Here is a 19175-nt window from a genome sequence, read left to right on the forward strand (position 1 = left end):
GCGCCATGATGGAGCGGTGAGCCTGCTCTGTCTCGACGTCCGCAACAGCCAGACCGTGGTCGGTGTGTTCGACGGGTCGCGGCTGGTGGCGAGCTGGCGGGTCGCCTCGGTCGACACCCGTACGGCGGACGAGTGGCACCTCATGATCCGTGGGCTCCTCGCCGAGCGGGACATCGCCGGTGTCGACGCGGTCGCCCTGTCCTGCACGGTCCCGGCGATCCTGCACGAGATGCGGACGCTCCTGGGACGCCACTACGACGACTGCACCGTCTCGATCGTGGAGCCCGGCACCCGTACGGGAGTCTCGATCCTCATGGACAACCCCCGCGAGGTCGGGGCGGACAGGATCGTCAACGCCGTGGCGGCTGGAGAGCTGTACGGCGGCCCGTGCATCGTCGTCGACCTGGGCACCGCGACGACGTTCGACGTCATCGACGAGCGGGGCCGCTACGTCGGCGGCTCGATCGCGGCGGGCGTCGGGATCTCTCTCGACGCGCTGGCGCGTCGCGGGGCCCAGCTCCGCTCCGTCGAGCTCACCCGTCCGCGTGGGGTGATCGCCAAGAACACGGTCGAGGCGATCCAGTCGGGCATGGTGTTCGGCTTCGCCGGCCTCGTCGACGGGATCGTGACGCGGATGGCCCGTGCGCTCGACCGTGACGACGTGACGGTCGTCGCGACCGGCAGCCACGCCGACGTCGTCTTGGGGGAGTGCACGACGATCACCCACCACGAGCCCGACCTCACCCTGATCGGCCTGCGCATCGTGGCCGCACGCAACGCCTAGCCGCGAAGGCGCGCCGTCTACCCTTGGACGCATGACCGACGCCCTTTCCGCCGTGCCCGCCGACGACCTCCCGGAGCAGATGCGCGTCCGGCGCGAGAAGCGTCAGCGGATGCTCGACAAGGGTGTCTCCCCGTACCCGCTCACCGTCCCGTACACCCACACGATCCGTGAGATCGTCGCCGCGCACGACGCCGAGGTGCTCGGCCCGGACGCCCACACCGGTGAGACCGTCGCGACCGCGGGACGCGTGATCTTCCTCCGCAACACCGGCAAGCTGTGCTTCGTCCGGCTGCGCGAGGGCGACGGCTCGGAGATCCAGGCGATGCTCTCGCTCGCCGAGGTGGGGGAGGAGTCGCTCGCCGACTTCAAGGGACTCGTCGACATCGGCGACCACCTCGCCGTCGAGGGTGAGGTCGTGACCAGCCGTCGCGGTGAGCTGTCCATCCAGGTGCGCTCGTGGCAGGTCGCCGCGAAGACTCTGCGACCGCTCCCCAACGAGCACAACCCGCTGTCCGAGGAGCTGCGGGCGACGATGCGCTACGTGGATCTCGTCGTGCGGCCCGAGGCGCGCGAGGTCGTCCGTGCAAAGGCGAAGATTCTGCAGTCGCTGCGTCGCACGCTCGATTCGCGCGGATTCATCGAGGTCGAGACGCCGGTTCTGCAGTTCACCAACGGCGGCGCGGCAGCCCGTCCATTTGCGACCCACATGAATGCATTCGACCAGGAGATGCTTCTGCGCATCGCGCTCGAGCTTCATCTCAAGCGCGCGCTGGTCGGTGGTGTCGACCGCGTCTACGAGATCGCCAAGACCTTCCGTAACGAAGGCGTCGACAACACGCACAATGTCGAGTTCGCGATGCTCGAGGCTTATCAGGCGTACGGCGACTACCACACCATGGCCGACCTGCTCCGCGACCTGGTCCGCGACGCCGCCCGTGCGGTCGGCCGCACGGTCGTCACCGGACGGGACGGGAGCGAGATCGACCTGGAGGCCGAGTGGCGGTGGGCGAGCATCCACGAGCTCGTCTCCGAGGCCGTGGGTGCGGAGGTCACGCTCGAGACCGACGAGGAGACGCTGCGCAAGATCGCGGCCGAGCACGAGGTGGCCCTGCGCGACGGGTGGGGCGCCGGTGAGATCGTGCTCGAGCTCTTCGAGAAGCTCGTCGAGCACACGCTCATCCAGCCCACTTTCGTCGCCGACTACCCGCAGTCGGTGCGCCCGCTCGCCAAGCCGCACCGCAGCAAGCCGGGTCTGGCCGAGGCGTTCGACCTGATCATCAACGGTGTCGAGCTCGCCCCCGCCTACTCCGAGCTGAACGACCCGGTCCTCCAGCGCGAGCTGCTGACCGAGCAGGCGGCACTCGCGGCGGCAGGAGACCCCGAGGCGATGGAGGTCGACGAGGACTTCCTGCGGGCGCTGGAGTTCGGGATGCCGCCGGCCGGTGGCATGGGCCTGGGCGTCGACCGCCTGGTGATGCTTCTGATGGGCGTCGGTATTCGCGAGGCAATTCTTTTCCCGGCGTCGCGCGAGGCCTGACAAGAATTCCCGACCCCGATATTGTCGGGAATTCATGCAGGGCGTATTGTGCCTGCCATGGCGCAAAAAATTCAGGTGATCCTCGTCGACGATATCGACGGAGGAACGGCGGACGAGACCGTTTCGTTCGCGCTCGACGGCGTTTCGTACGAGATCGACCTCTCAACGAAGAATGCCAAGAAGCTGCGCGACGCATTTGCGCCGTACGTGGCTGAGGCGCGCAAGGCTCGCGGCGGCCGCCGCAAGGCGTCGACGGGCGGCGGTTCGGGTCGTCGCCGCAGCGCCGGTGCAGGCAGCGCGTCCGAGATCCGGGCGTGGGCACGCGACAACGGCTACGAGGTGTCCGAGCGCGGGCGCGTGTCGGAGGAGATCCGGTCCGCCTACGAAGCCGCACGCTGAGCCCGAGACGCCCGGTCACGACAGGGGGCCGTGACCGGGCCGTCTATCATCGCTGAATCCTCTTCTCGTCGAGCCCCCGAGGTCAGTCGCGCGTGTCCACTCCCACGATCCTCGGTGGACCGACCTCGCCCGGCGTGACGAAGCCCAGCACCGGGCTCCGCGCCGACATCCAGGCTCTGCGCGCGGTCGCCGTCTCGTTGGTCCTCGTCTACCACCTGTGGCCCGGACGTCTGACCGGCGGATTCATCGGCGTCGACGTCTTCTTCGTGATCTCCGGCTACCTGATCACGACCCACCTCCTCCGTCGGCCGCCCCGGTCGGGGCGTGACCTCGCTGAGTTCTGGGCCCGACGCGCGCGGAGGCTCCTCCCGGCCTCGCTCCTCGTCCTGGGGGTGACCCTCGTCGCGGCGCGGCTCATCGCCCCCGAGACGGTGTGGGCCAGCACCGCCACGCAGGTGCGGGCGGCGACCCTCTACGTCGTCAACTGGGTCCTCGCAGCCGACTCCGTCGACTACCTCGCCTCGGAGAACGCCCCGACGGCCGTCCAGCACTACTGGTCGCTGTCGGTCGAGGAGCAGTTCTACCTCGTGTGGCCGATCGTGATCCTCCTGCTGATCGTCCTCGCACGAGGTCTCCGGCTCCCGCGCAACGCGGTGCTGCTCGCGGGGTTGGGGCTCGGGGTGGCTGCCTCGTTCGTCTACTCGGTCCACCTGACCGCGACCGAGCCGGCGCGGGCGTACTTCGTCACGCCGACGAGGATGTGGGAGCTCGGGGCCGGGGCGCTGCTCGCCGTGCTCGTGGCGATGCTCGCGACCCGGGACCGGCGTGAGGACGGCGCGGCGTTCTCGGTGCCGGTCGGCGTTCGTGCGGTGCTCGCGTGGGCCGGCCTGGCAGCGGTCCTCTGGGCCGCGATCTCCTACGACGGCTCCACGCCGTTCCCGGGATGGCAGGCGGCTCTTCCCGTGCTCGGCACCGTGGCGGTCATCGCGGCCCGCGCACCTCGTGGCCGGCTCTCACCTGCCGGCCCGATGGCGGCGCGGCCCGTGCAGTGGCTGGGCGACGTGTCGTACTCGGTCTACCTCTGGCACTGGCCGCTGGTCGTCCTCGTGCCGTACGCCAGCGGGGGAGAGCTGGGCCTCTTGGACAAGGCGGCCGTCCTCGTCGCCAGCCTCGTGCTCGCCGCGTGGACGAAGAGGTTCGTCGAGGACCCCTTCCGGCGGACCTCGTGGGCGCGCGCGCTCTGGCCGACCTATCTGGCGTCGGCCGCGGGGATGGCGGTCGTCGTCGCCCTCGCCACTGCCCAGCTCGCCGAGGTCGACCATCGCGAAGGCGTCTCCCGCGAAGCCCGGGAACGCGCGCTGGCCGAGGGGGCCCCGTGCTTCGGTGCGGCGGCCCTCACCGATCCGACGTGCGAGGTCGCCACCCGTTCAGGTCCGATCGTTCCCACACCTGCCGATGCGCCGAACGACAAGGCGAACGCGTACGCGTCGGTGTCCGGCGGGAAGGAGTGCTTCGCCAACCTCCCGGACTACGAGGTGATCCGCTGCGAGTTCGGCTCGCCGGACCCGCGGCGGACGATCGCGCTGGTCGGCAACTCCCACGCAGGCCAGTGGCTGCCCGCGCTCGAACGCATCGCCGAGAAGCGGGAGTGGCGGATCGTCACCTTCCTCGCCTCGCGGTGCGCGCTCACGAACACCCGTCTGCACTTCGACACCGAGGCGCAGTCGCAGGCGTGCTTCGACTGGGGTGACGAGGTCGCCCGGCGTGCTTCGTCGGAGGAGTTCGACGCCGTGGTGATGAGCAACATGATGGCCGCCTCCGCCGAGGGGCGCTCGCGCGAGGACAGTGTCGGCCCCTACGCCGACGGCTACTCCCGCGTGCTCAAGCGCCTGACGCGCGCCGGTGCTCGCGTCGCGGTGGTCCGCGACAACCCCGCCCTCGGCTACGCGGTCCCGGAGTGCCTCGCCACCGAGAGCGACTACCGCCGGTGCGGACGCTCGAGGGAGGCGGCCGAGCGCCCCGACCCCACCGTCGAGGCGCTCACGCGGATCCCGCGCCGAAGGGTCGCGCTGATCGACATGGCAGACCAGATCTGCCGCGAGCGGCGCTGTCCCGCGGTGGTCGGAGGCGTCACCGTCTACTTCGACGCCAGCCACCTGACCGCCACGTACGTGGCCACGACGACCGACGCGTTCGACCAGAGGCTTCGCCGGGCCTTCGCTCGCTGGTGGTGAGCCCCGGGACCTGCTCACCCACCTGGTTCAATGTCCCCATGATCAATGCGCTCCGTCGGCTCCAGCGGTCGCGCGCGAAAATCCCGGCCGCCGCGGCGCGGCGACCGTTCGCGGACGAGTTCCGCGAGGTGCGCCGGGCCCTCGAAGAGCGCCCCCGACAGCAGATCCTCGTCTGCGGCGGTGACGACGCCGAGGTCTTGGCCGACCTCTTCCGCGCACGCTGGCCGAAGCGGGGCGTCGTCGTGACGCCGGGCGGCACGCAGAGCCTTGCCGAGCACACGCGGCTGACCGCAGCCGGCCCGTTCGCCGTCGTCGTCGATCTCTCGTCGCCGGCCGAGCAGCCGACGACCTTTCTGCGCACCTTCCCGCTGCTGCGGCGCGACGCGACGTACGTGGCCTCCGTCCCGGAGGACGCCGGCACGGAGGGCCTGCCGTCGCTGCTCGCGCAGCTCGAGGCCGTGCGCGATGGTGCGGAGGAGGAGACCGCGGGCGCACCGCGGGGCCTCGCTGCCGCCGTCAGCGGGTGGGAGCGGCGTGACGGGCTCGTCGTCGCGACGACCGGCCGCAGGTTCCGCTCCAAGATCCGCGAGAGCCAGGTCGGGAACCTTCTCGCGTCGAGGCCGGACCTCGGCCGGGTCGTCGCCGAGCTCCCCGCGACGACGCTCGTGTCGCGGTGCGAGTACCACGACAACGCGTCGACGCCCGACCCTCGCATCCGGCCGGAGTACGCCGTCCCGATCCACCAGCTGCGCACGTACCACCGGCCGACCTGCCGCCGCGGCCAGATCGTGGAGAGCCACGGTGTTCTCCTCCCCGACACCTACCGTCACTTCCCGGCCACCCGGACGACGAACACCTACGTCGACGAGGTCCTCCCTGACTTCGCCACGCCGAAGCGGCTCGGGGGCACCCCGGTCGATCTTCCCGGTGCGTACTTCTACCTCGACTCGGAGTGGCCCGGTCACTACGGCCACCTGATGACCGAGCAGATCTCGCGGCTGTGGGCGTACGACCGCGCGAGGGAGCTCGAGCCCGACCTCAAGGTCCTGCTGACGCTGCAGCGGGGCCGAAAGCCGCAGGAGCTGCTGCCCTTCGAGGTCGACATCCTCGGGGCGATGGGGATCGAGCCGCGAGACGTCCACGTCTTCGATGCGCCCGTACGCCCCGAACGCCTCTACGCCGCGACCCCGATGCTGTCGGGCTCGTACTACGTCAACCCGGCGATCACCGAGGTGTGGGACCGGATCGGTCGCGGGCTCCTCGAGCACGCCGAGGAGCGTGAGCGTCCTCGCCGGATCTTCTGCTCGCGTCGGCCGACGCTCAAGCGGTCGTGCCGCAACGCCGACGAGGTCGAGCGGCTGTTCGCCGAGTACGGCTTCGAGGTGATCTTCCCCGAGGAGCACTCCGTCCCCGAGCAGACCGCGCTCTTCCGTGCCGCCGACGTCGTCGCAGGGTTCGCGGGGAGCGCGCTGTTCACCCTCGCCTTCTGCGACGAGCCGAAGAAGGGCATCATCATCTCGCCCGAGGCCTACACGGCTCGCAACGAGTTCTTCATCGCCGCGGCGCGGGGCCACTCCCTCGACGTCATCTGGAGCCGCTCCGAGATCGAGCACCCCGACGGGGGTTGGTCGGCGGCGGCGTTCGGGTCGGGCTTCACCTTCGACCTGGACGCCGAGGGCGCGGACCTGCGGAAGGTGCTCGACGCGCTGTGAGCGCGCGGGCGCTCACCGCCCCGTCGCGAGCCCTCGCAGCTGCTCCCAGAGGTCGTCGAGGGCCGGCTCGCTGTCGTCGCGCCGCTTCGCCAGCTCTTCCCAGACGCTGAGCCCGAGGAGCTCCTTCGCGTTCACGGCCTCGGACCGGTCCAGGTAGCCCTGCGGCACCTCCTGGGGGTCGGGGGCGAGGCAGTACGCGACCTCCGCCTCGTAGACGGCGTCCTTGACGGCGCTGGCGGGATCGAGCCCGACGATGACGACCGTCCCCGTCGGAGAGGTGTTGACGAGGAGGACGAGCAGGTCGGGGCGGTTGCGCCGCAGGATCTCGGCGACCTTGTAGACGTCGCCCGCCCACGAGCTCGTGAGGCGGTCCCGTGCGGCCTCGGTCGCGTTGCGGGGAAGCATGTCGTCGAGGACGACGACACCGGTCCGCGCCATGTGAGGCTCGGTGTTGAGGAAGTCGCGAAGCGCGAACTCCGACAGGTGCATGCCGTCGATGAAGGCGAGGTCGACGGGTACGCCGCTGAAGTGGGCGAGCGGGTCCTCCCGCGCGAAGAACTCGTCGCTCGTCGTGCGGACGAGCTGGACGTCGGCCTGGATCTCGCGATCGACGTTGTACGCCGGGTCCACGCCGATCGAGCGCGTGGACGACAGCGCGAGGCTCTCACCGTTGCGGACCCCGATCTCGAGGTACGTACGGGGCTGGAGGCGCTCGTGCAGCCCGGCGAGCAGCTGGTGCCGCGACATGGTCGGCGTCGGGTGCGGCGTGTACGGCTCGTTCGGCCGCGGGACGGCGGCGGCCGGCTTCGGGCGCTTCTTTTTCTTCTTCTTCGGCGGGGGCGGCGCGATCGCGCGCGCGAGGCGCGTGCGGACGGCGCGCTCGGTACGTGCCGCCGAGCGGGCGCGCTCCTCTCCGACTACCGATTCGAGACGGGAACGAACGGTGCTTCGGATGCTCATCTGCAACTCCACCTGGGGGACGGACGCCGAGAGGTCTCCGCCTTCTGGCGGAACGGCGCTCACGCTACCAGCGATTTGTTCGCCCTCGGCGAACAGCGCCGCCGGTGGTGTTCGCCCTGCGTGAACAACGGAAGGGTCAGGGCCCGAGATCCCTTGTAATCAGGGAAATCCCGCGTGCTCAGGCGTGCCACCGCCGTTGGCGGTCACGACTAGCATGGAACGGACTGAGAGACCCGACCTGGAGAAGGGTCTCGGATCAAGGGGAGTTGCATGTTCGAGAGGTTCACCGACCGCGCCCGTCGTGTTGTCGTGCTCGCCCAGGAAGAGGCGCGCATGCTCAGCCACAACTACATCGGCACCGAGCACATCCTTCTTGGTCTCATCCACGAGGGTGAGGGCGTTGCGGCCAAGGCGCTGGAGAACCTCGGCATCTCGCTCGAAGCCGTCCGCGAGCAGGTCGAGGAGATCATCGGCCAGGGCCAGCAGGCGCCGAGCGGCCACATCCCGTTCACTCCGCGTGCCAAGAAGGTCCTCGAGCTCAGCCTCCGCGAGGCGCTGCAGCTCGGCCACAGCTACATCGGCACCGAGCACATCCTGCTCGGCCTGATCCGCGAGGGCGAGGGCGTCGCCGCCCAGGTGCTCGTGAAGCTCGGCGCCGACCTCAACCGCGTGCGCCAGCAGGTCATCCAGCTGCTGTCGGGCTACCAGGGCAAGGAGACCGCCTCCTCCGGTGCACCGGCCGGCGAGTCCGCCCCGAGCAGCTCGCTGGTCCTCGACCAGTTCGGTCGCAACCTCACGCAGGCTGCCCGCGAGGGCAAGCTCGACCCGGTCATCGGGCGTGAGAAGGAGATCGAGCGCGTGATGCAGGTGCTGTCGCGCCGTACCAAGAACAACCCCGTCCTCATCGGCGAGCCCGGCGTCGGCAAGACGACGGTCGTCGAGGGCCTCGCTCAGGACATCGTCCGTGGCGACGTCCCCGAGACCCTGCGCGACAAGCAGATCTACACGCTCGACCTCGGTGCGCTCGTCGCCGGGTCGCGCTACCGCGGTGACTTCGAGGAGCGCCTCAAGAAGGTCCTCAAGGAGATCCGCACCCGCGGCGACATCGTGCTGTTCATCGACGAGATCCACACCCTCGTCGGAGCCGGCGCGGCCGAGGGCGCGATCGACGCGGCGAGCATCCTCAAGCCGATGCTGGCCCGCGGTGAGCTGCAGACCATCGGCGCGACGACGCTCGACGAGTACCGCAAGCACTTCGAGAAGGACGCCGCGCTGGAACGCCGCTTCCAGCCGATCCAGGTCGCCGAGCCGTCGATCGCGCACACGATCGAGATGCTCAAGGGCCTGCGTGACCGCTACGAGGCGCACCACCGGGTGACGATCACCGACGAGGCGCTCGTCTCCGCGGCGACGCTGGCCGACCGCTACATCTCGGACCGGTTCCTGCCCGACAAGGCCATCGACCTCGTTGACGAGGCCGGCTCGCGGCTGCGCATCCGTCGGATGACCGCTCCGCCGGACCTGCGCGACTTCGACGACAAGATCGCCGACGTCCGCCGCCGCAAGGAGAACGCAATCGACGTCCAGGACTTCGAGTCCGCCGCGTCGCTGCGCAACGAGGAGCGCGAGCTCCTGTCGGCCAAGACCGACCGCGAGAAGCAGTGGCGTGCCGGTGACATGGACGAGGTCGCGGAGGTCGACGAGGAGCTCATCGCCGAGGTTCTCGCGCTCGCGACCGGCATCCCGATCGTCAAGCTGTCCGAGGACGAGTCGGCGCGTCTGCTCAACATGGAGCAGGAGCTGCACAAGCGCGTCATCGGCCAGGACGAGGCCATCAAGGCCCTGTCGCGGGCGATCCGGCGTACGCGTGCGGGCCTCAAGGACCCGCGCCGCCCCGGCGGGTCGTTCATCTTCGCCGGCCCCTCGGGCGTCGGCAAGACGTGGCTGTCCAAGGCACTGGCGAACTTCCTCTTCGGTGACGACGATGCGCTGATCCAGCTCGACATGAGCGAGTTCTCCGAGAAGCACACCGTCTCGCGGCTGTTCGGCTCGCCTCCGGGCTACGTCGGCTACGAAGAGGGTGGCCAGCTCACCGAGAAGGTGCGCCGCAAGCCGTTCTCGGTCGTGCTGTTCGACGAGGTCGAGAAGGCCCACCCGGACATCTTCAACTCGCTCCTGCAGATCCTGGAGGAGGGTCGGCTCACCGACTCGCAGGGCCGGGTCGTCGACTTCAAGAACACCGTCATCATCATGACGACCAACCTGGGCACGCGTGACATCGCGAAGGGTGTCAACCTCGGCTTCAGCCAGGCCAGCGACGTCCAGGGCTCGTACGACAAGATGAAGGCCAAGGTGTCGGAGGAGCTCAAGCAGCACTTCCGTCCCGAGTTCCTCAACCGTGTCGACGAGATCGTGGTGTTCCCGCCGCTCACGCAGGACGAGATCATCGACATGGTCGACATGATGCTCGACTCGGTCGAGAAGCGGCTCAAGGACAAGGACATGGCGCTCGAGCTCACGCCGGCCGCCAAGAACCTCCTTGCGGCCCGTGGGTTCGACCCGGTGCTCGGTGCCCGTCCGCTGCGCCGTACGGTCCAGCGCGAGATCGAGGACACCCTCGCCGAGAAGCTGCTCTTCGGCGAGGTCCGGCCGGGCCAGATCGTGCTGGTCGACGTCGAGGGCGAGGGCCCGAGCGCGACGTTCACGTTCAAGGGCGAGGCCAAGGCCGAGCTGCCCGACACGCCGCTCGAGGCGGCTGCCGGCAGCGGCAACGGTGGCACCAACGGTGGTGCCGCGGCCAGCTGAGTCACGCACGACTCGACGAAGGGGATCCCGAGAGGGGTCCCCTTCGTCATGTCGGGGCCGAGGGTGGCTCAGCCGGGCAGTGCGTAGACGTCGTCGCCGGCGAGCACGACGAGCCCGTCGTCCAGCAGCCCGTCGAGGGCGCGCTCACGCTGCGTCGCGTCGTCCCAGACCGCCCGCAAGGCCCCACCTGCGACCGGTCCTTCCGACTCGCGCAGCACCGCGAGGAGCCGGCCCCGGCACTGGCGGTCGGTCCCCGCGTAGGCCTGGGCCCGTCTCGCCGGCCCCTCGTACGCCGGCCGGCCCGCCTCGTGCCATCGGCACCACGTGCGTACGGGGCAGTCGCCGCAGCGGGGCGAGCGCGCGGTGCAGACCAGCGCACCGAGCTCCATGAGACCGATCGACCACTGCGCGGCGGTCGCCTCGTCCTCCGGCAGGACGGCGACCGCACGGGCGCGCTCGCCGGCGGTGATCGCCGGCGCAGGGAGCGCATCCCCGCCGAGGAGCCGCCCGAGGACCCGTCGGACGTTCGTGTCGAGCACGGCGTGACGGTGGCCGTAGGCGAACACGGCGACGGCTGCGGCGGTGTACTCGCCGATCCCCGGCAGCGACCGCAGGGTGTCGAGGTCGTCGGGGACGACGCCGTCGTGGTGGTCGCGGATCGCCGTCGCCGCTGCGTGGAGGCGCAACGCCCGGCGCGGATAGCCCAGGCGGCCCCACGCGCGGACGGCCTCGCCGCTTGGTTCGGCTGCGAGGTCGGCCGGGGTCGGCCATCGGCGTACCCACGCGTCGTAGACCGGGGCGACGCGCTCGACCGGCGTCTGCTGCAGCATGATCTCCGAGACCAGCACGTGCCACGCGGTGGTCGACGGTCGACGCCAGGGCAGCTCGCGGGCGTGCGCGGCGAACCAGTCGACGACGGCGGTGTGCAGTGGTGAGGAGCTCGGGGCGACCATGGCGAGTCGATCCTGTCACGAGGGCGGTGACGGTTAGCGTGTGGGCGTGAGCTCCGTGATGCGGCCTGCGGGCAAGCTGCCCCCCGGCGTCTACTGGCGTCGGCGGGTCGTCGTGGCCGTCGTCGTCCTGCTGCTCGTCTGGCTGGCCGCCCGGGTGATCGGCGGGGGAGACGACGCCGACGCGGACGCGCCCGAGCCGACCCCGACGCCTACGCCGACCGCAGCCGGTGCCACCCCTACCCCGACGACGCCTCCGCCTCGCGACCGCAAGGCCAAGGACGTCGAGGTCGCCGTCCAGCTCGGCGCGGTCGCCGGACCCTGCGCCCCGGAGTCGGTCCAGGTCGTGCCGTCGGTCGCCGCAGGGACGCTGGCGGGGCGCGCGGTCCCGGTGACGCTCCGTGTGGTCAGCTCCTCCAAGGACCCGTGCACCGTGCGGATCGACCCGACGACGTTCGTCCTCGCCGTCACCGACGCCGACGGCAAGGTGTGGGACACGCAGAACTGCGACCGCGTCGAGGGCCGTACGGTCGACGTGCACCCGACGTGGGCCACGGTGGTGGACATCGGGTGGAGCGGACGCGCCGACGGAGACACGTGCGACGAGCCGGGAGCCTTTGCGAAGCCCGGGGAGTACAAGGCGAAGGCCGCGCTGCTCGGTGGTGAGGCCGCGATCGGTGCGTTCACCCTCACCGCGCCCCCGACGCCGACCCCTACGCCCACAGCAACGGCGACGACACCGGGCGCCAAGCCCTCCGCGAGCCCGACCACCGCGCCGACTCCCTGAGGCGAGAGCGGCTCCGGGCGGTCAGACGTAGCGCTCGAGGATGCTCGACTCGGCGAGGCGCGAGAGCCCTTCGCGGACGCTGCGGGCGCGCAGCTCCCCGACCCCGTCCACGGCCTGGAGGTCCTCGATGCTCGCCGCGAGGAGCTTCTGGAGGGTGCCGAAGTGCTCGACGAGCCGCTCGATGACGCTGTTGGGCAGCCGTGGGACCTTCGCGAGCAGGCGGTAGCCGCGCGGGGACACCGCCGACTCCAGGTGCTCGCCGGTGCCGAGGCCGAGGGCGCGCGCGATCGCCGAGAGGTCGACCAGGTCGCCGGAGACGATCGCCGAGAGGTCGGCGAGGACCTCGACCGGCGGCTTGCCGCGGCGCCCGGAGGGGGCGTAGTCGCGGACGATCAGCTCACGCTCGGCCTCGACGCCGGTCACGAGCTCGTCGAGCTGGAGGGACAGCAGGCGGCCGTCGGTCCCGAGCTCGAGCACGTAGTCCTCGATCTCGACGGCGATGCGGGTCACCATCTCGAGGCGCTGCGCGACCGCGGCCACGTCGCGTACGGTCACGAGGTCTTCGATCTCCAGGGCCGAGAGCGCACCGGAGACCTCGTCCAGACGCAGCTTGTAGCGCTCGAGCGTGGCGAGCGCCTGGTTGGCGCGGCCGAGGATCGCCCCGGCCTCCTCGAGCACCCGGCGGGTGCCGTCGACGTAGAGCGCGATGATGTGCATCGACGCCGAGACGGAGATGACGGGGACGTTGGTCTGTCGAGCGACACGGTCGGCCGTGCGGTGGCGGGTGCCGGTCTCGTGGGTCGGGATCGAGGGGTCGGGCATCAGGTGGACGCCGGCCTGGAGGATCCGGGTGGCGCCCTTGTCGAGGATGATGGCGCCGTCCATCTTGGCGAGCTCGCGCAGGGCCGTCGGCGTGAAGGGCACGTCCAGGACGAAGCCGCCGGTCGACAGCGCCTCGATGTCGCGATCCTGACCGAGGACGATCAGCGCGCCGGTGCGTCCCCGCAGGATGCGCTCGAGGCCCTCGCGCAGCGCCGTGCCGGGAGCCACCGAGGCCAGGGTCGCCCGAAGGATCGACGGCGTACCGCCGGCCCGATCGTTGATCGACACAGTTCCCCCGCGAGATTGGTTCAATGACTGCGATCAGTGTAGTGGCTGGTGCCTGCACCGATGCCGAGCTCGCGCAACGCGCCCGCCAGGTCGTCGACCGCGACGACGGCGAGGCCTGGCACCTTCCGTGCGTCCGCGGTCGCGTCCGCGCCGTCGCGGGGCACGAGGGCGCGGCGGAAGCCCAGCCGGGCGGCTTCACGGAGCCGGTGGCCGAGGTGGGTGACGCGGCGGACCTCGCCGGCCAGCCCGACCTCGCCGAGCGCGACGAGGTCGCTGGGGACGATCGTGTCGGTGGCGGCAGAGGCGACCGCGACGGCGGTCGCGAGGTCGGCAGAGGGCTCGCTCAGTCGGGCGCCGCCGACGGTGGCCGCGTAGACGTCGCTGCGGCCGAGGACGAGGCCGCAGCGACGCGACAGCACCGCGAGGATCATGGCCATGCGGGAGCTGTCGAGGCCGCTGGTCGCCCGTCGCGGCTGGGGGAGCTCGGTCGGGGAGACGAGGGACTGGACCTCGGCCAGCAGCGGTCGCCGTCCCTCCATCGTCACCGTGATGCAGGTGCCGGAGACCGGCTGGTGGTGCCGCGAGACGAAGAGGCCCGTCGGGTCGGGGACCTCGACGATGCCCTCCTCGGACAGGTCGAAGCAGCCGATCTCGTCGACCGGGCCGAAGCGGTTCTTGACCGCCCGGACGAGCCTGAGCCTGGTGTTGCGGTCGCCCTCGAACTGGAGGACGACGTCCACGAGGTGCTCCAGCACCCGGGGTCCGGCGATCGCGCCGTCCTTGGTGACGTGCCCCACGAGGACGGTCGGGATGTTGCGGGTCTTCGCGACCTGGATGAGCGTCGAGGCCACCTCGCGGACCTGGGTGACGCCGCCCGGGACGCCGTCGATGCTGCTCGACCCGATGGTCTGCACGGAGTCGAGCACCAGGAGCGAGGGCTTCACCTCGTCGATGTGCGCGAGCACCGCGCCGAGGTCGGTCTCGGCCGCGAGGTAGAGGCTGTCGTGGATCGCCTTGGTGCGGTCGGCCCGCAGGCGGATCTGCGCGGTGGACTCCTCTCCGGAGACGTAGAGCGTGGTCGCGAGCCCGCGGGCCCATCGCGCGGCGACCTCGAGGAGCAGGGTGGACTTGCCGACTCCCGGCTCGCCCGCGAGAAGGACGACCGCGCCGGGGACGAACCCGCCGCCGAGGACCCGGTCGAGCTCGGCGATCCCGCTCGGCCGAGAGCGCGACGTCTCGACGTCGATCTGGGCGATCGGCTGCGCGGCACGGGTGACGGAGGTCGACGCCGTCCGCTGGGCCGTAGCGCCGCCGACCTCGTCTACGGTGCCCCAGGCCTGACACTCGCCGCACCGTCCGACCCACTTCGCGCTCGTCCAGCCGCACTCGCTGCAGCGGAACGTCGTCGTGCTCCTCGCCATGGGCGACACGCTAGGCGAGAGGGCTGACACGCCGGCAGCGGCTCGCCCGAACCCTGTGGATCACAGTCGCCCGCGCCACGAACGGGCGCTGACGTCCTCGCGGCGCGTCTCGAGGTGGGCGCGGACCGCGGCGTAGATCGGCAACCAGGTCGACGGGACGAGCAGGAGCAGAAGGCCCAGCAGGGGAGAGACGGCGCCCTCGGCCGCCCGGACGCTTCCCTCGCTGACGAGCAGGCCCGCGGTGAGCACGGCGAGCAGACCCGGCAGGTAGCCCCACAGCGCAGGACGGAGCCGTCCCGTCTGCCGCATCAGCGCCAGCGCGCCGGCGAAGCAGCACAGCGCCACGACCGTTGCCATCACCGCTGCCGAGTCGTACCCCGCGGCATCGGCGTTCTGCGAGACGAGCAGGTTGATCCCGACGGCACCGAGCACCGACGTGACGGCCATCGACACCACGACGGTCGTGGCCGCACCGAGGTGACCGGTGAATCCGAGGACACTGCTCATGCATTCCAGAGTGTGACCCGGTTGAGCCGTGGACCATCCGCTGTCGTACTCAGTTCAACCAGGTCAGATCCGGACCTCGCCGCCCGGGGTGACGAAGGTCGCCGCCACGATGCCGGGCATGCCGTTCGGGGCGACCCACCGCACGTCGACGTCGGTGAGAGCGTCGAGGACGGACTCGCCCAGGTACTGGGTGACGCGGTCGGGCGAGCCGGCGATCTCGAGCGAGGAGAGCGCGACCGTCGCCGGGCCGCTGCGCGAGGGGTGCTCCTCGTCGGGGACCTCCCACTGGACGACGAACGGCAGCTGGGGGTCGGACTGGGTGCCGCGCACCCCGATCTGCCTCCACTCCAGGTTGAACCCGTCAGGACGGCGGCGGTTGCCCGGGACCGCGTGCCGTCCCATCCGCCGCTCGACCGGTGCCATGTCGTCGACGCGGACGACCCAGCCGAGCCAGCCGCCGCCGAGATCGGTCCGAGCGCGCACGGCCTGACCGAACGGGGCCTTGTCCGACGCCGGGTGGTCGAGCACCGCGACGACCTCGACGTACTGGTCGCCGGCCAGCGGCAAGATCATGTTGCGGGTGCCGAAGCGGGGGTGGTTGCCGCCGTCGAGGAACTGCGCGCCGAGAAGCGCCCCGAGCCGGTCGGTGGTCGCGGCCAGGCCGTCCGGGCCGGCGGCGAACGAGAGGTGGTCCAGTCGCATGTGCGCCATTGTGACCCGGGACACATTCCGGACAGGCAGGGGGTCAGGGGCGAGGGTCGGCGCGGTGTCGTGTACGGCGGTGGTCGCCCGCGAGGTGCTCCTCGCAGAGCGCGACGAGCTTCTTGTAGCCCTTCGGGCCCATCAGTGCGGTGAGCTCGTCGGCGTTGCTCACGTAGACCGGCTCGCGGCCGACGTGAGCCTCGGTGTTGGCCGAGCAGTACCAGTCGAGGTCGTGACCGCCGGGTCCCCAGCCCGCGCGGGTGTACTCCCCGATCGCCACCTCGGTGTACGAGGTGCCGTCGCCGCGGTCGACCTCGCGGAACTGCCGGCGGATCGGCAGCTGCCAGCAGACGTCGGGCTTCACCGCGACCGGTGACTCGCCATGGTCGAGCGCCCACTTGTGCAGGGCGCAGCCGATCCCGCCCTCGAAGCCCTCGCGGTTGTGGAAGATGCAGGCGCCCTCGTACGTACGTGTCTTGAGCTCGCCGTCCTCGTCGCGCTCGGTCCACCCGTGGGCGAGACCCTCCTTGCGGTGCTGCCAGTCCCTGCGGCCGAGCTTCGCGACGTACGGGGCGACGCGCTCGTAGTCCTCGTCGTCGGCGAAGTGCGCGCCGAGCGTGCAGCAGCCCACGTCGGGCGCGTCGGCGTAGATCCCGCGGCACCCGTTGCCGAAGATGCAGGTCCAGCGTGACGTGAGCCACGTGAGGTCGCAGCGGAACACCTGGTCGTCGTCCGCGGGGTCGGCGAACTCGACCCACGTACGGGGGAAGTCGAGCATCACCTCGGGCACGTCTCCACCATAGAACGATTCACCAGCTCTGGTCGGTACGCTCGAAGCATGCGCATCGGAGTCCTCGACATCGGCTCGAACACGGGCCACCTGCTCGTGGTCGACGCCTACCGCGGTGCGCCTCCGCTGCCCGCCTTCACCTACAAGGAGCCGTTGAGGCTCGCCGAGCACCTCGACGACGACGGCGCGGTCGACGCCCGTGGGGTCAAGGCGCTCGTGCGGTTCGTGGACGAGGCACGTGCCGTCGCCGCCGAGAAGGGGTGCGCCGAGGTGATCGCGTTCGCGACGTCCGCCGTGCGCGACGCGGTCAACGCCGACGCCGTCCTCGCCAAGGTCGAGTCGGAGTCGGGTGTGAGGCTCGACGTGCTCTCGGGCGACGAGGAGGCGCGGCTGACGTTCCTCGCCGTACGACGGTGGTTCGGCTGGTCGTCCGGGCGGCTCGGGGTCTTCGACATCGGCGGAGGCTCCCTCGAGATCGCCACGGGGCGCGACGAGACCCCTGAGGTGTGCACATCGCTGCCGCTGGGGGCCGGACGGATGACGCGCGAGTGGTTCCCCGAGGGTGTGCCGACCGACGACCAGTACGAGGCGCTGCGGCTGTTCGTCCGCCAGCAGATCGCCGAGTCCGCCGGGACCTTGCGCCGGGGCGGCGGGTTCGACCACGTGGTCGCGACCAGCAAGACCTTCCGCTCGCTGGCCCGGCTCTCCGGTGCCGCGCCCTCGGAGGCCGGCCCGTACGCCCGGCGGGTGCTGCGCCACGACGTGCTGCGGGCGCAGCTCGAGGAGCTGCGGACGATGTCCTTGGCCGAGATCGCGCAGCAGCCCGGCGTCTCCGCGAACCGCGCCCACCAGATGGTGGCGGGGGCCGTCGTGGCCGACGCGGTGATGGATCTGTTCGAGCTCCCCGAGCTCGAGATCTGCCCGTGGGCACTGCGCGAAGGTGTCCTGCTCGAGCGTCACGACCACATGTGAGTCCGTGGTGACACCGCGTAACCTGGAGCCGTGACGGACCCCGCACCACTCGTCTCCGTGCCGTCCGCACGGGTGACGCTCTCGACCTCGTCGGTCTACCCGGAGTCGACCGAGGTCGGCTTCGAGATCGCCGGGCGGCTCGGCTACGACGGCGTCGAGGTGATGGTGGGGACCGACGCGACCAGCGCGGACATCGACGCGGTCGTCGGGCTCCAGGAGCAGTACGAGGTCCCTGTCCTCTCCGTCCATGCCCCTTGCCTGCTCATCACCCAGCGCGTCTGGGGGACCGACCACTGGGTCAAGCTGGAGAAGAGCGCGGAGATGGCGCGCGCGTGCGGTGCCGGCCTCGTCGTCGTCCACCCTCCGTTCCGCTGGCAGCGCGAGTACGCGCGGGCGTTCGAGGAGGGCGTGGCCCGGCTCGAGGAGAGCACCGGCGTCGTGTTCGCCGTCGAGAACATGTACCCCTGGCGCACGGGCCGTCGAGAGTTCCAGGCGTACGCCCCGGGCTGGGACCCGGTCGTGCTGGGGTACGAGAACGTCACGCTGGACGTCTCGCACTGCGCCACCTCGGGTACAGACCCGCTGGAGATGGCCGCCGATCTCGGGCGCAGGCTCGCGCACGTCCATCTGGGCGACGGCACCGGATCCGCGCGTGACGAGCACCTGGTGCCCGGCCGTGGTCATCAGCCCGTCGGGGAGCTGCTCGGCCGTCTCGCCGAGCAGGGGTACGCCGGTGACGTGGCCGTCGAGGTCACGACGCGCAAGGCCGCCGACCGCGCCCAGCGCGAGGCCGATCTGGCCGAGGCGCTCGCGTTCACCCGGCTCCACCTGGCGTCCGCCGTGGTGTCTACCGATCCCTGACCGGTGCATTTCGTCGCGAAGGTGACCGCGTCGAGTCGTACGCTTCGCGCATGGCGGGTAGGCGGCCGGGCGCTCCGGACACGCGTGGCGAGATCGTCGCGGCTGCGCGAGCAGAGCTTGCGCAGCGTGGGTACGACGGGACGTCGATCCGCGCCGTCGCGCGGCGCGCGCGCGTCGACCCGGCGCTGGTGCACCACTACTTCAAAGACAAGCAGCGGCTGGTTGCCGCCGCGCTCGCGCTCCCGCGCGGGATGAGCGACGTGATGGAGCCGGTGCTCGAGGCTCCGTACGACGAGGTCGGGCGCACCTTCGTCCACGCGCTGCTGTCGTGCTGGGACGATCCCGCCAACCGGGAGGCCGTGGTCGCGGCCACCCGCAGCGGGCTCGGCAGCGTCGAGCAGGGAGAGATCGCCCGCGACCTGGTCCTCAAGGGACAGGTCGCCGCCCTGGTCGAGAAGCACTGCCCGGACGCTCCGCCGCTGACCTCCGCCTTGCTGCTGACGCAGATGCTGGGCCTGCTCACGGCCCGTTACCTGCTGGAGGTCGAGCCCGTCGCCTCCCTGCCGGTCGACACGATCGCAGAGGTCGTGGGTCCGACGGTGCAGGGCTACCTCGCCCTGACCGGGGACGAAGGCCAGTAGGCG

17 protein-coding genes are annotated in these 19175 nt (G+C 70.9%); 10 read left to right on the forward strand and 7 right to left on the reverse strand.

From position 1 onward, the window contains the following. Positions 1–16 precede the first annotated feature (16 nt). The 5 genes from NYZ95_RS07255 (at position 17) to NYZ95_RS07275 (ending at position 6666) form a co-directional block, all read left to right on the forward strand. Positions 17–784: a type III pantothenate kinase gene (locus NYZ95_RS07255; protein ID WP_262850201.1), complete on the forward strand. Its 768-nt coding sequence runs from the start codon at positions 17–19 to the stop codon at positions 782–784. Between the two features lie 31 nt (positions 785–815). Then, positions 816–2321 (forward strand): lysine--tRNA ligase, encoded by a 1506-nt coding sequence (gene lysS / locus NYZ95_RS07260; RefSeq protein WP_262850203.1) that lies wholly within the window; start codon positions 816–818, stop codon positions 2319–2321. Positions 2322–2378: 57 nt separating this feature from the next. After that, positions 2379–2720 carry a histone-like nucleoid-structuring protein Lsr2 gene (locus NYZ95_RS07265; protein WP_262850935.1) on the forward strand — a complete coding sequence of 114 codons (342 nt, stop codon included), beginning with the start codon at positions 2379–2381 and terminating at the stop codon, positions 2718–2720. Positions 2721–2812: 92 nt separating this feature from the next. Beyond that, entirely contained in the window at positions 2813–4954 is a 2142-nt protein-coding gene (locus NYZ95_RS20380; protein WP_262850205.1) for an acyltransferase family protein, read from the forward strand. Between the two features lie 38 nt (positions 4955–4992). After that, the gene (locus NYZ95_RS07275) at positions 4993–6666 is read left to right on the forward strand and encodes a glycosyltransferase family 61 protein (RefSeq protein WP_262850207.1); all 1674 of its coding nucleotides are present in this window, start codon (positions 4993–4995) and stop codon (positions 6664–6666) included. A gap of 12 nt (positions 6667–6678) precedes the next feature. Here the strand turns inward: NYZ95_RS07275 and NYZ95_RS07280 are convergent, their stop codons facing one another. Further along, positions 6679–7626, reverse strand: a complete 948-nt coding sequence (locus NYZ95_RS07280) for a class I SAM-dependent methyltransferase (protein ID WP_262850209.1) — start codon at positions 7624–7626, stop codon at positions 6679–6681. Between the two features lie 270 nt (positions 7627–7896). Between NYZ95_RS07280 and NYZ95_RS07285 the strand changes: the two genes are divergently transcribed. Further along, positions 7897–10431 carry an ATP-dependent Clp protease ATP-binding subunit gene (locus NYZ95_RS07285; RefSeq protein WP_262850210.1) on the forward strand — a complete coding sequence of 845 codons (2535 nt, stop codon included), beginning with the start codon at positions 7897–7899 and terminating at the stop codon, positions 10429–10431. Between the two features lie 68 nt (positions 10432–10499). Here NYZ95_RS07285 and NYZ95_RS07290 read toward each other — a convergent pair whose 3' ends face one another. Then, on the reverse strand, positions 10500–11384 hold the full coding sequence (locus NYZ95_RS07290) for an iron-sulfur binding domain-containing protein (protein WP_262850212.1): 885 nt from the start codon (positions 11382–11384) through the stop codon (positions 10500–10502). A gap of 46 nt (positions 11385–11430) precedes the next feature. On the opposite strand from NYZ95_RS07290, the gene NYZ95_RS07295 reads away from it, so the two are divergent. Beyond that, positions 11431–12168, forward strand: coding sequence for a hypothetical protein (locus NYZ95_RS07295; RefSeq protein WP_262850214.1), 738 nt, complete (start codon positions 11431–11433; stop codon positions 12166–12168). Between the two features lie 21 nt (positions 12169–12189). Here the strand turns inward: NYZ95_RS07295 and disA are convergent, their stop codons facing one another. The 5 genes from disA to NYZ95_RS07320 form a co-directional block, all read right to left on the reverse strand. Next, positions 12190–13278 (reverse strand): DNA integrity scanning diadenylate cyclase DisA, encoded by a 1089-nt coding sequence (gene disA / locus NYZ95_RS07300; protein ID WP_262850216.1) that lies wholly within the window; start codon positions 13276–13278, stop codon positions 12190–12192. 20 nt (positions 13279–13298) lie between these two features. Further along, on the reverse strand, positions 13299–14699 hold the full coding sequence (gene radA / locus NYZ95_RS07305) for a DNA repair protein RadA (RefSeq protein WP_262850218.1): 1401 nt from the start codon (positions 14697–14699) through the stop codon (positions 13299–13301). 60 nt (positions 14700–14759) lie between these two features. Continuing rightward, positions 14760–15206: a hypothetical protein gene (locus tag NYZ95_RS07310; RefSeq protein ID WP_262850220.1), complete on the reverse strand. Its 447-nt coding sequence runs from the start codon at positions 15204–15206 to the stop codon at positions 14760–14762. Between the two features lie 63 nt (positions 15207–15269). Then, positions 15270–15908, reverse strand: a complete 639-nt coding sequence (locus NYZ95_RS07315) for a VOC family protein (protein WP_262850222.1) — start codon at positions 15906–15908, stop codon at positions 15270–15272. A 43-nt stretch (positions 15909–15951) separates the two neighbouring features. After that, the gene (locus NYZ95_RS07320; RefSeq protein WP_262850224.1) at positions 15952–16698 is read right to left on the reverse strand and encodes a DUF3109 family protein; all 747 of its coding nucleotides are present in this window, start codon (positions 16696–16698) and stop codon (positions 15952–15954) included. A 48-nt stretch (positions 16699–16746) separates the two neighbouring features. Here NYZ95_RS07320 and NYZ95_RS07325 point away from each other — a divergent pair, with 48 nt between their 5' ends. Genes NYZ95_RS07325 through NYZ95_RS07335 form a run of 3 tightly spaced genes read left to right on the forward strand, consistent with a single transcriptional unit; the run spans position 16747 to position 19172 of the window. Further along, on the forward strand, positions 16747–17670 hold the full coding sequence (locus tag NYZ95_RS07325) for a Ppx/GppA phosphatase family protein (RefSeq protein ID WP_262850226.1): 924 nt from the start codon (positions 16747–16749) through the stop codon (positions 17668–17670). Between the two features lie 30 nt (positions 17671–17700). Then, positions 17701–18531 (forward strand): sugar phosphate isomerase/epimerase family protein, encoded by an 831-nt coding sequence (locus tag NYZ95_RS07330; protein WP_262850228.1) that lies wholly within the window; start codon positions 17701–17703, stop codon positions 18529–18531. 50 nt (positions 18532–18581) lie between these two features. Continuing rightward, a complete protein-coding gene (locus NYZ95_RS07335) occupies positions 18582–19172 on the forward strand; it encodes a TetR/AcrR family transcriptional regulator (protein WP_262850230.1) in 591 nt (196 codons plus the stop codon). Positions 19173–19175: the final 3 nt, after the last annotated feature.

It is taken from the genome of Mumia quercus (genome assembly GCF_025506335.1).
Taxonomy (GTDB): domain Bacteria; phylum Actinomycetota; class Actinomycetes; order Propionibacteriales; family Nocardioidaceae; genus Mumia; species Mumia quercus.

Bases quoted from the DNA above. Each gene is read 5' to 3' on its own strand.
- radA (WP_262850218.1), bottom strand. From the start codon at position 14,699: ATGGCGAGGAGCACGACGACGTTCCGCTGCAGCGAGTGCGGCTGGACG.
- NYZ95_RS07315 (WP_262850222.1), bottom strand. From the start codon at position 15,908: ATGCGACTGGACCACCTCTCGTTCGCCGCCGGCCCGGACGGCCTGGCC.
- NYZ95_RS07285 (WP_262850210.1), top strand. From the start codon at position 7,897: ATGTTCGAGAGGTTCACCGACCGCGCCCGTCGTGTTGTCGTGCTCGCC.
- NYZ95_RS07290 (WP_262850212.1), bottom strand. From the start codon at position 11,384: ATGGTCGCCCCGAGCTCCTCACCACTGCACACCGCCGTCGTCGACTGG.
- NYZ95_RS07280 (WP_262850209.1), bottom strand. From the start codon at position 7,626: ATGAGCATCCGAAGCACCGTTCGTTCCCGTCTCGAATCGGTAGTCGGA.
- lysS (WP_262850203.1), top strand. From the start codon at position 816: ATGACCGACGCCCTTTCCGCCGTGCCCGCCGACGACCTCCCGGAGCAG.
- NYZ95_RS07335 (WP_262850230.1), top strand. From the start codon at position 18,582: ATGGCGGGTAGGCGGCCGGGCGCTCCGGACACGCGTGGCGAGATCGTC.
- NYZ95_RS07325 (WP_262850226.1), top strand. From the start codon at position 16,747: ATGCGCATCGGAGTCCTCGACATCGGCTCGAACACGGGCCACCTGCTC.
- NYZ95_RS07275 (WP_262850207.1), top strand. From the start codon at position 4,993: ATGATCAATGCGCTCCGTCGGCTCCAGCGGTCGCGCGCGAAAATCCCG.
- NYZ95_RS07265 (WP_262850935.1), top strand. From the start codon at position 2,379: ATGGCGCAAAAAATTCAGGTGATCCTCGTCGACGATATCGACGGAGGA.
- NYZ95_RS07310 (WP_262850220.1), bottom strand. From the start codon at position 15,206: ATGAGCAGTGTCCTCGGATTCACCGGTCACCTCGGTGCGGCCACGACC.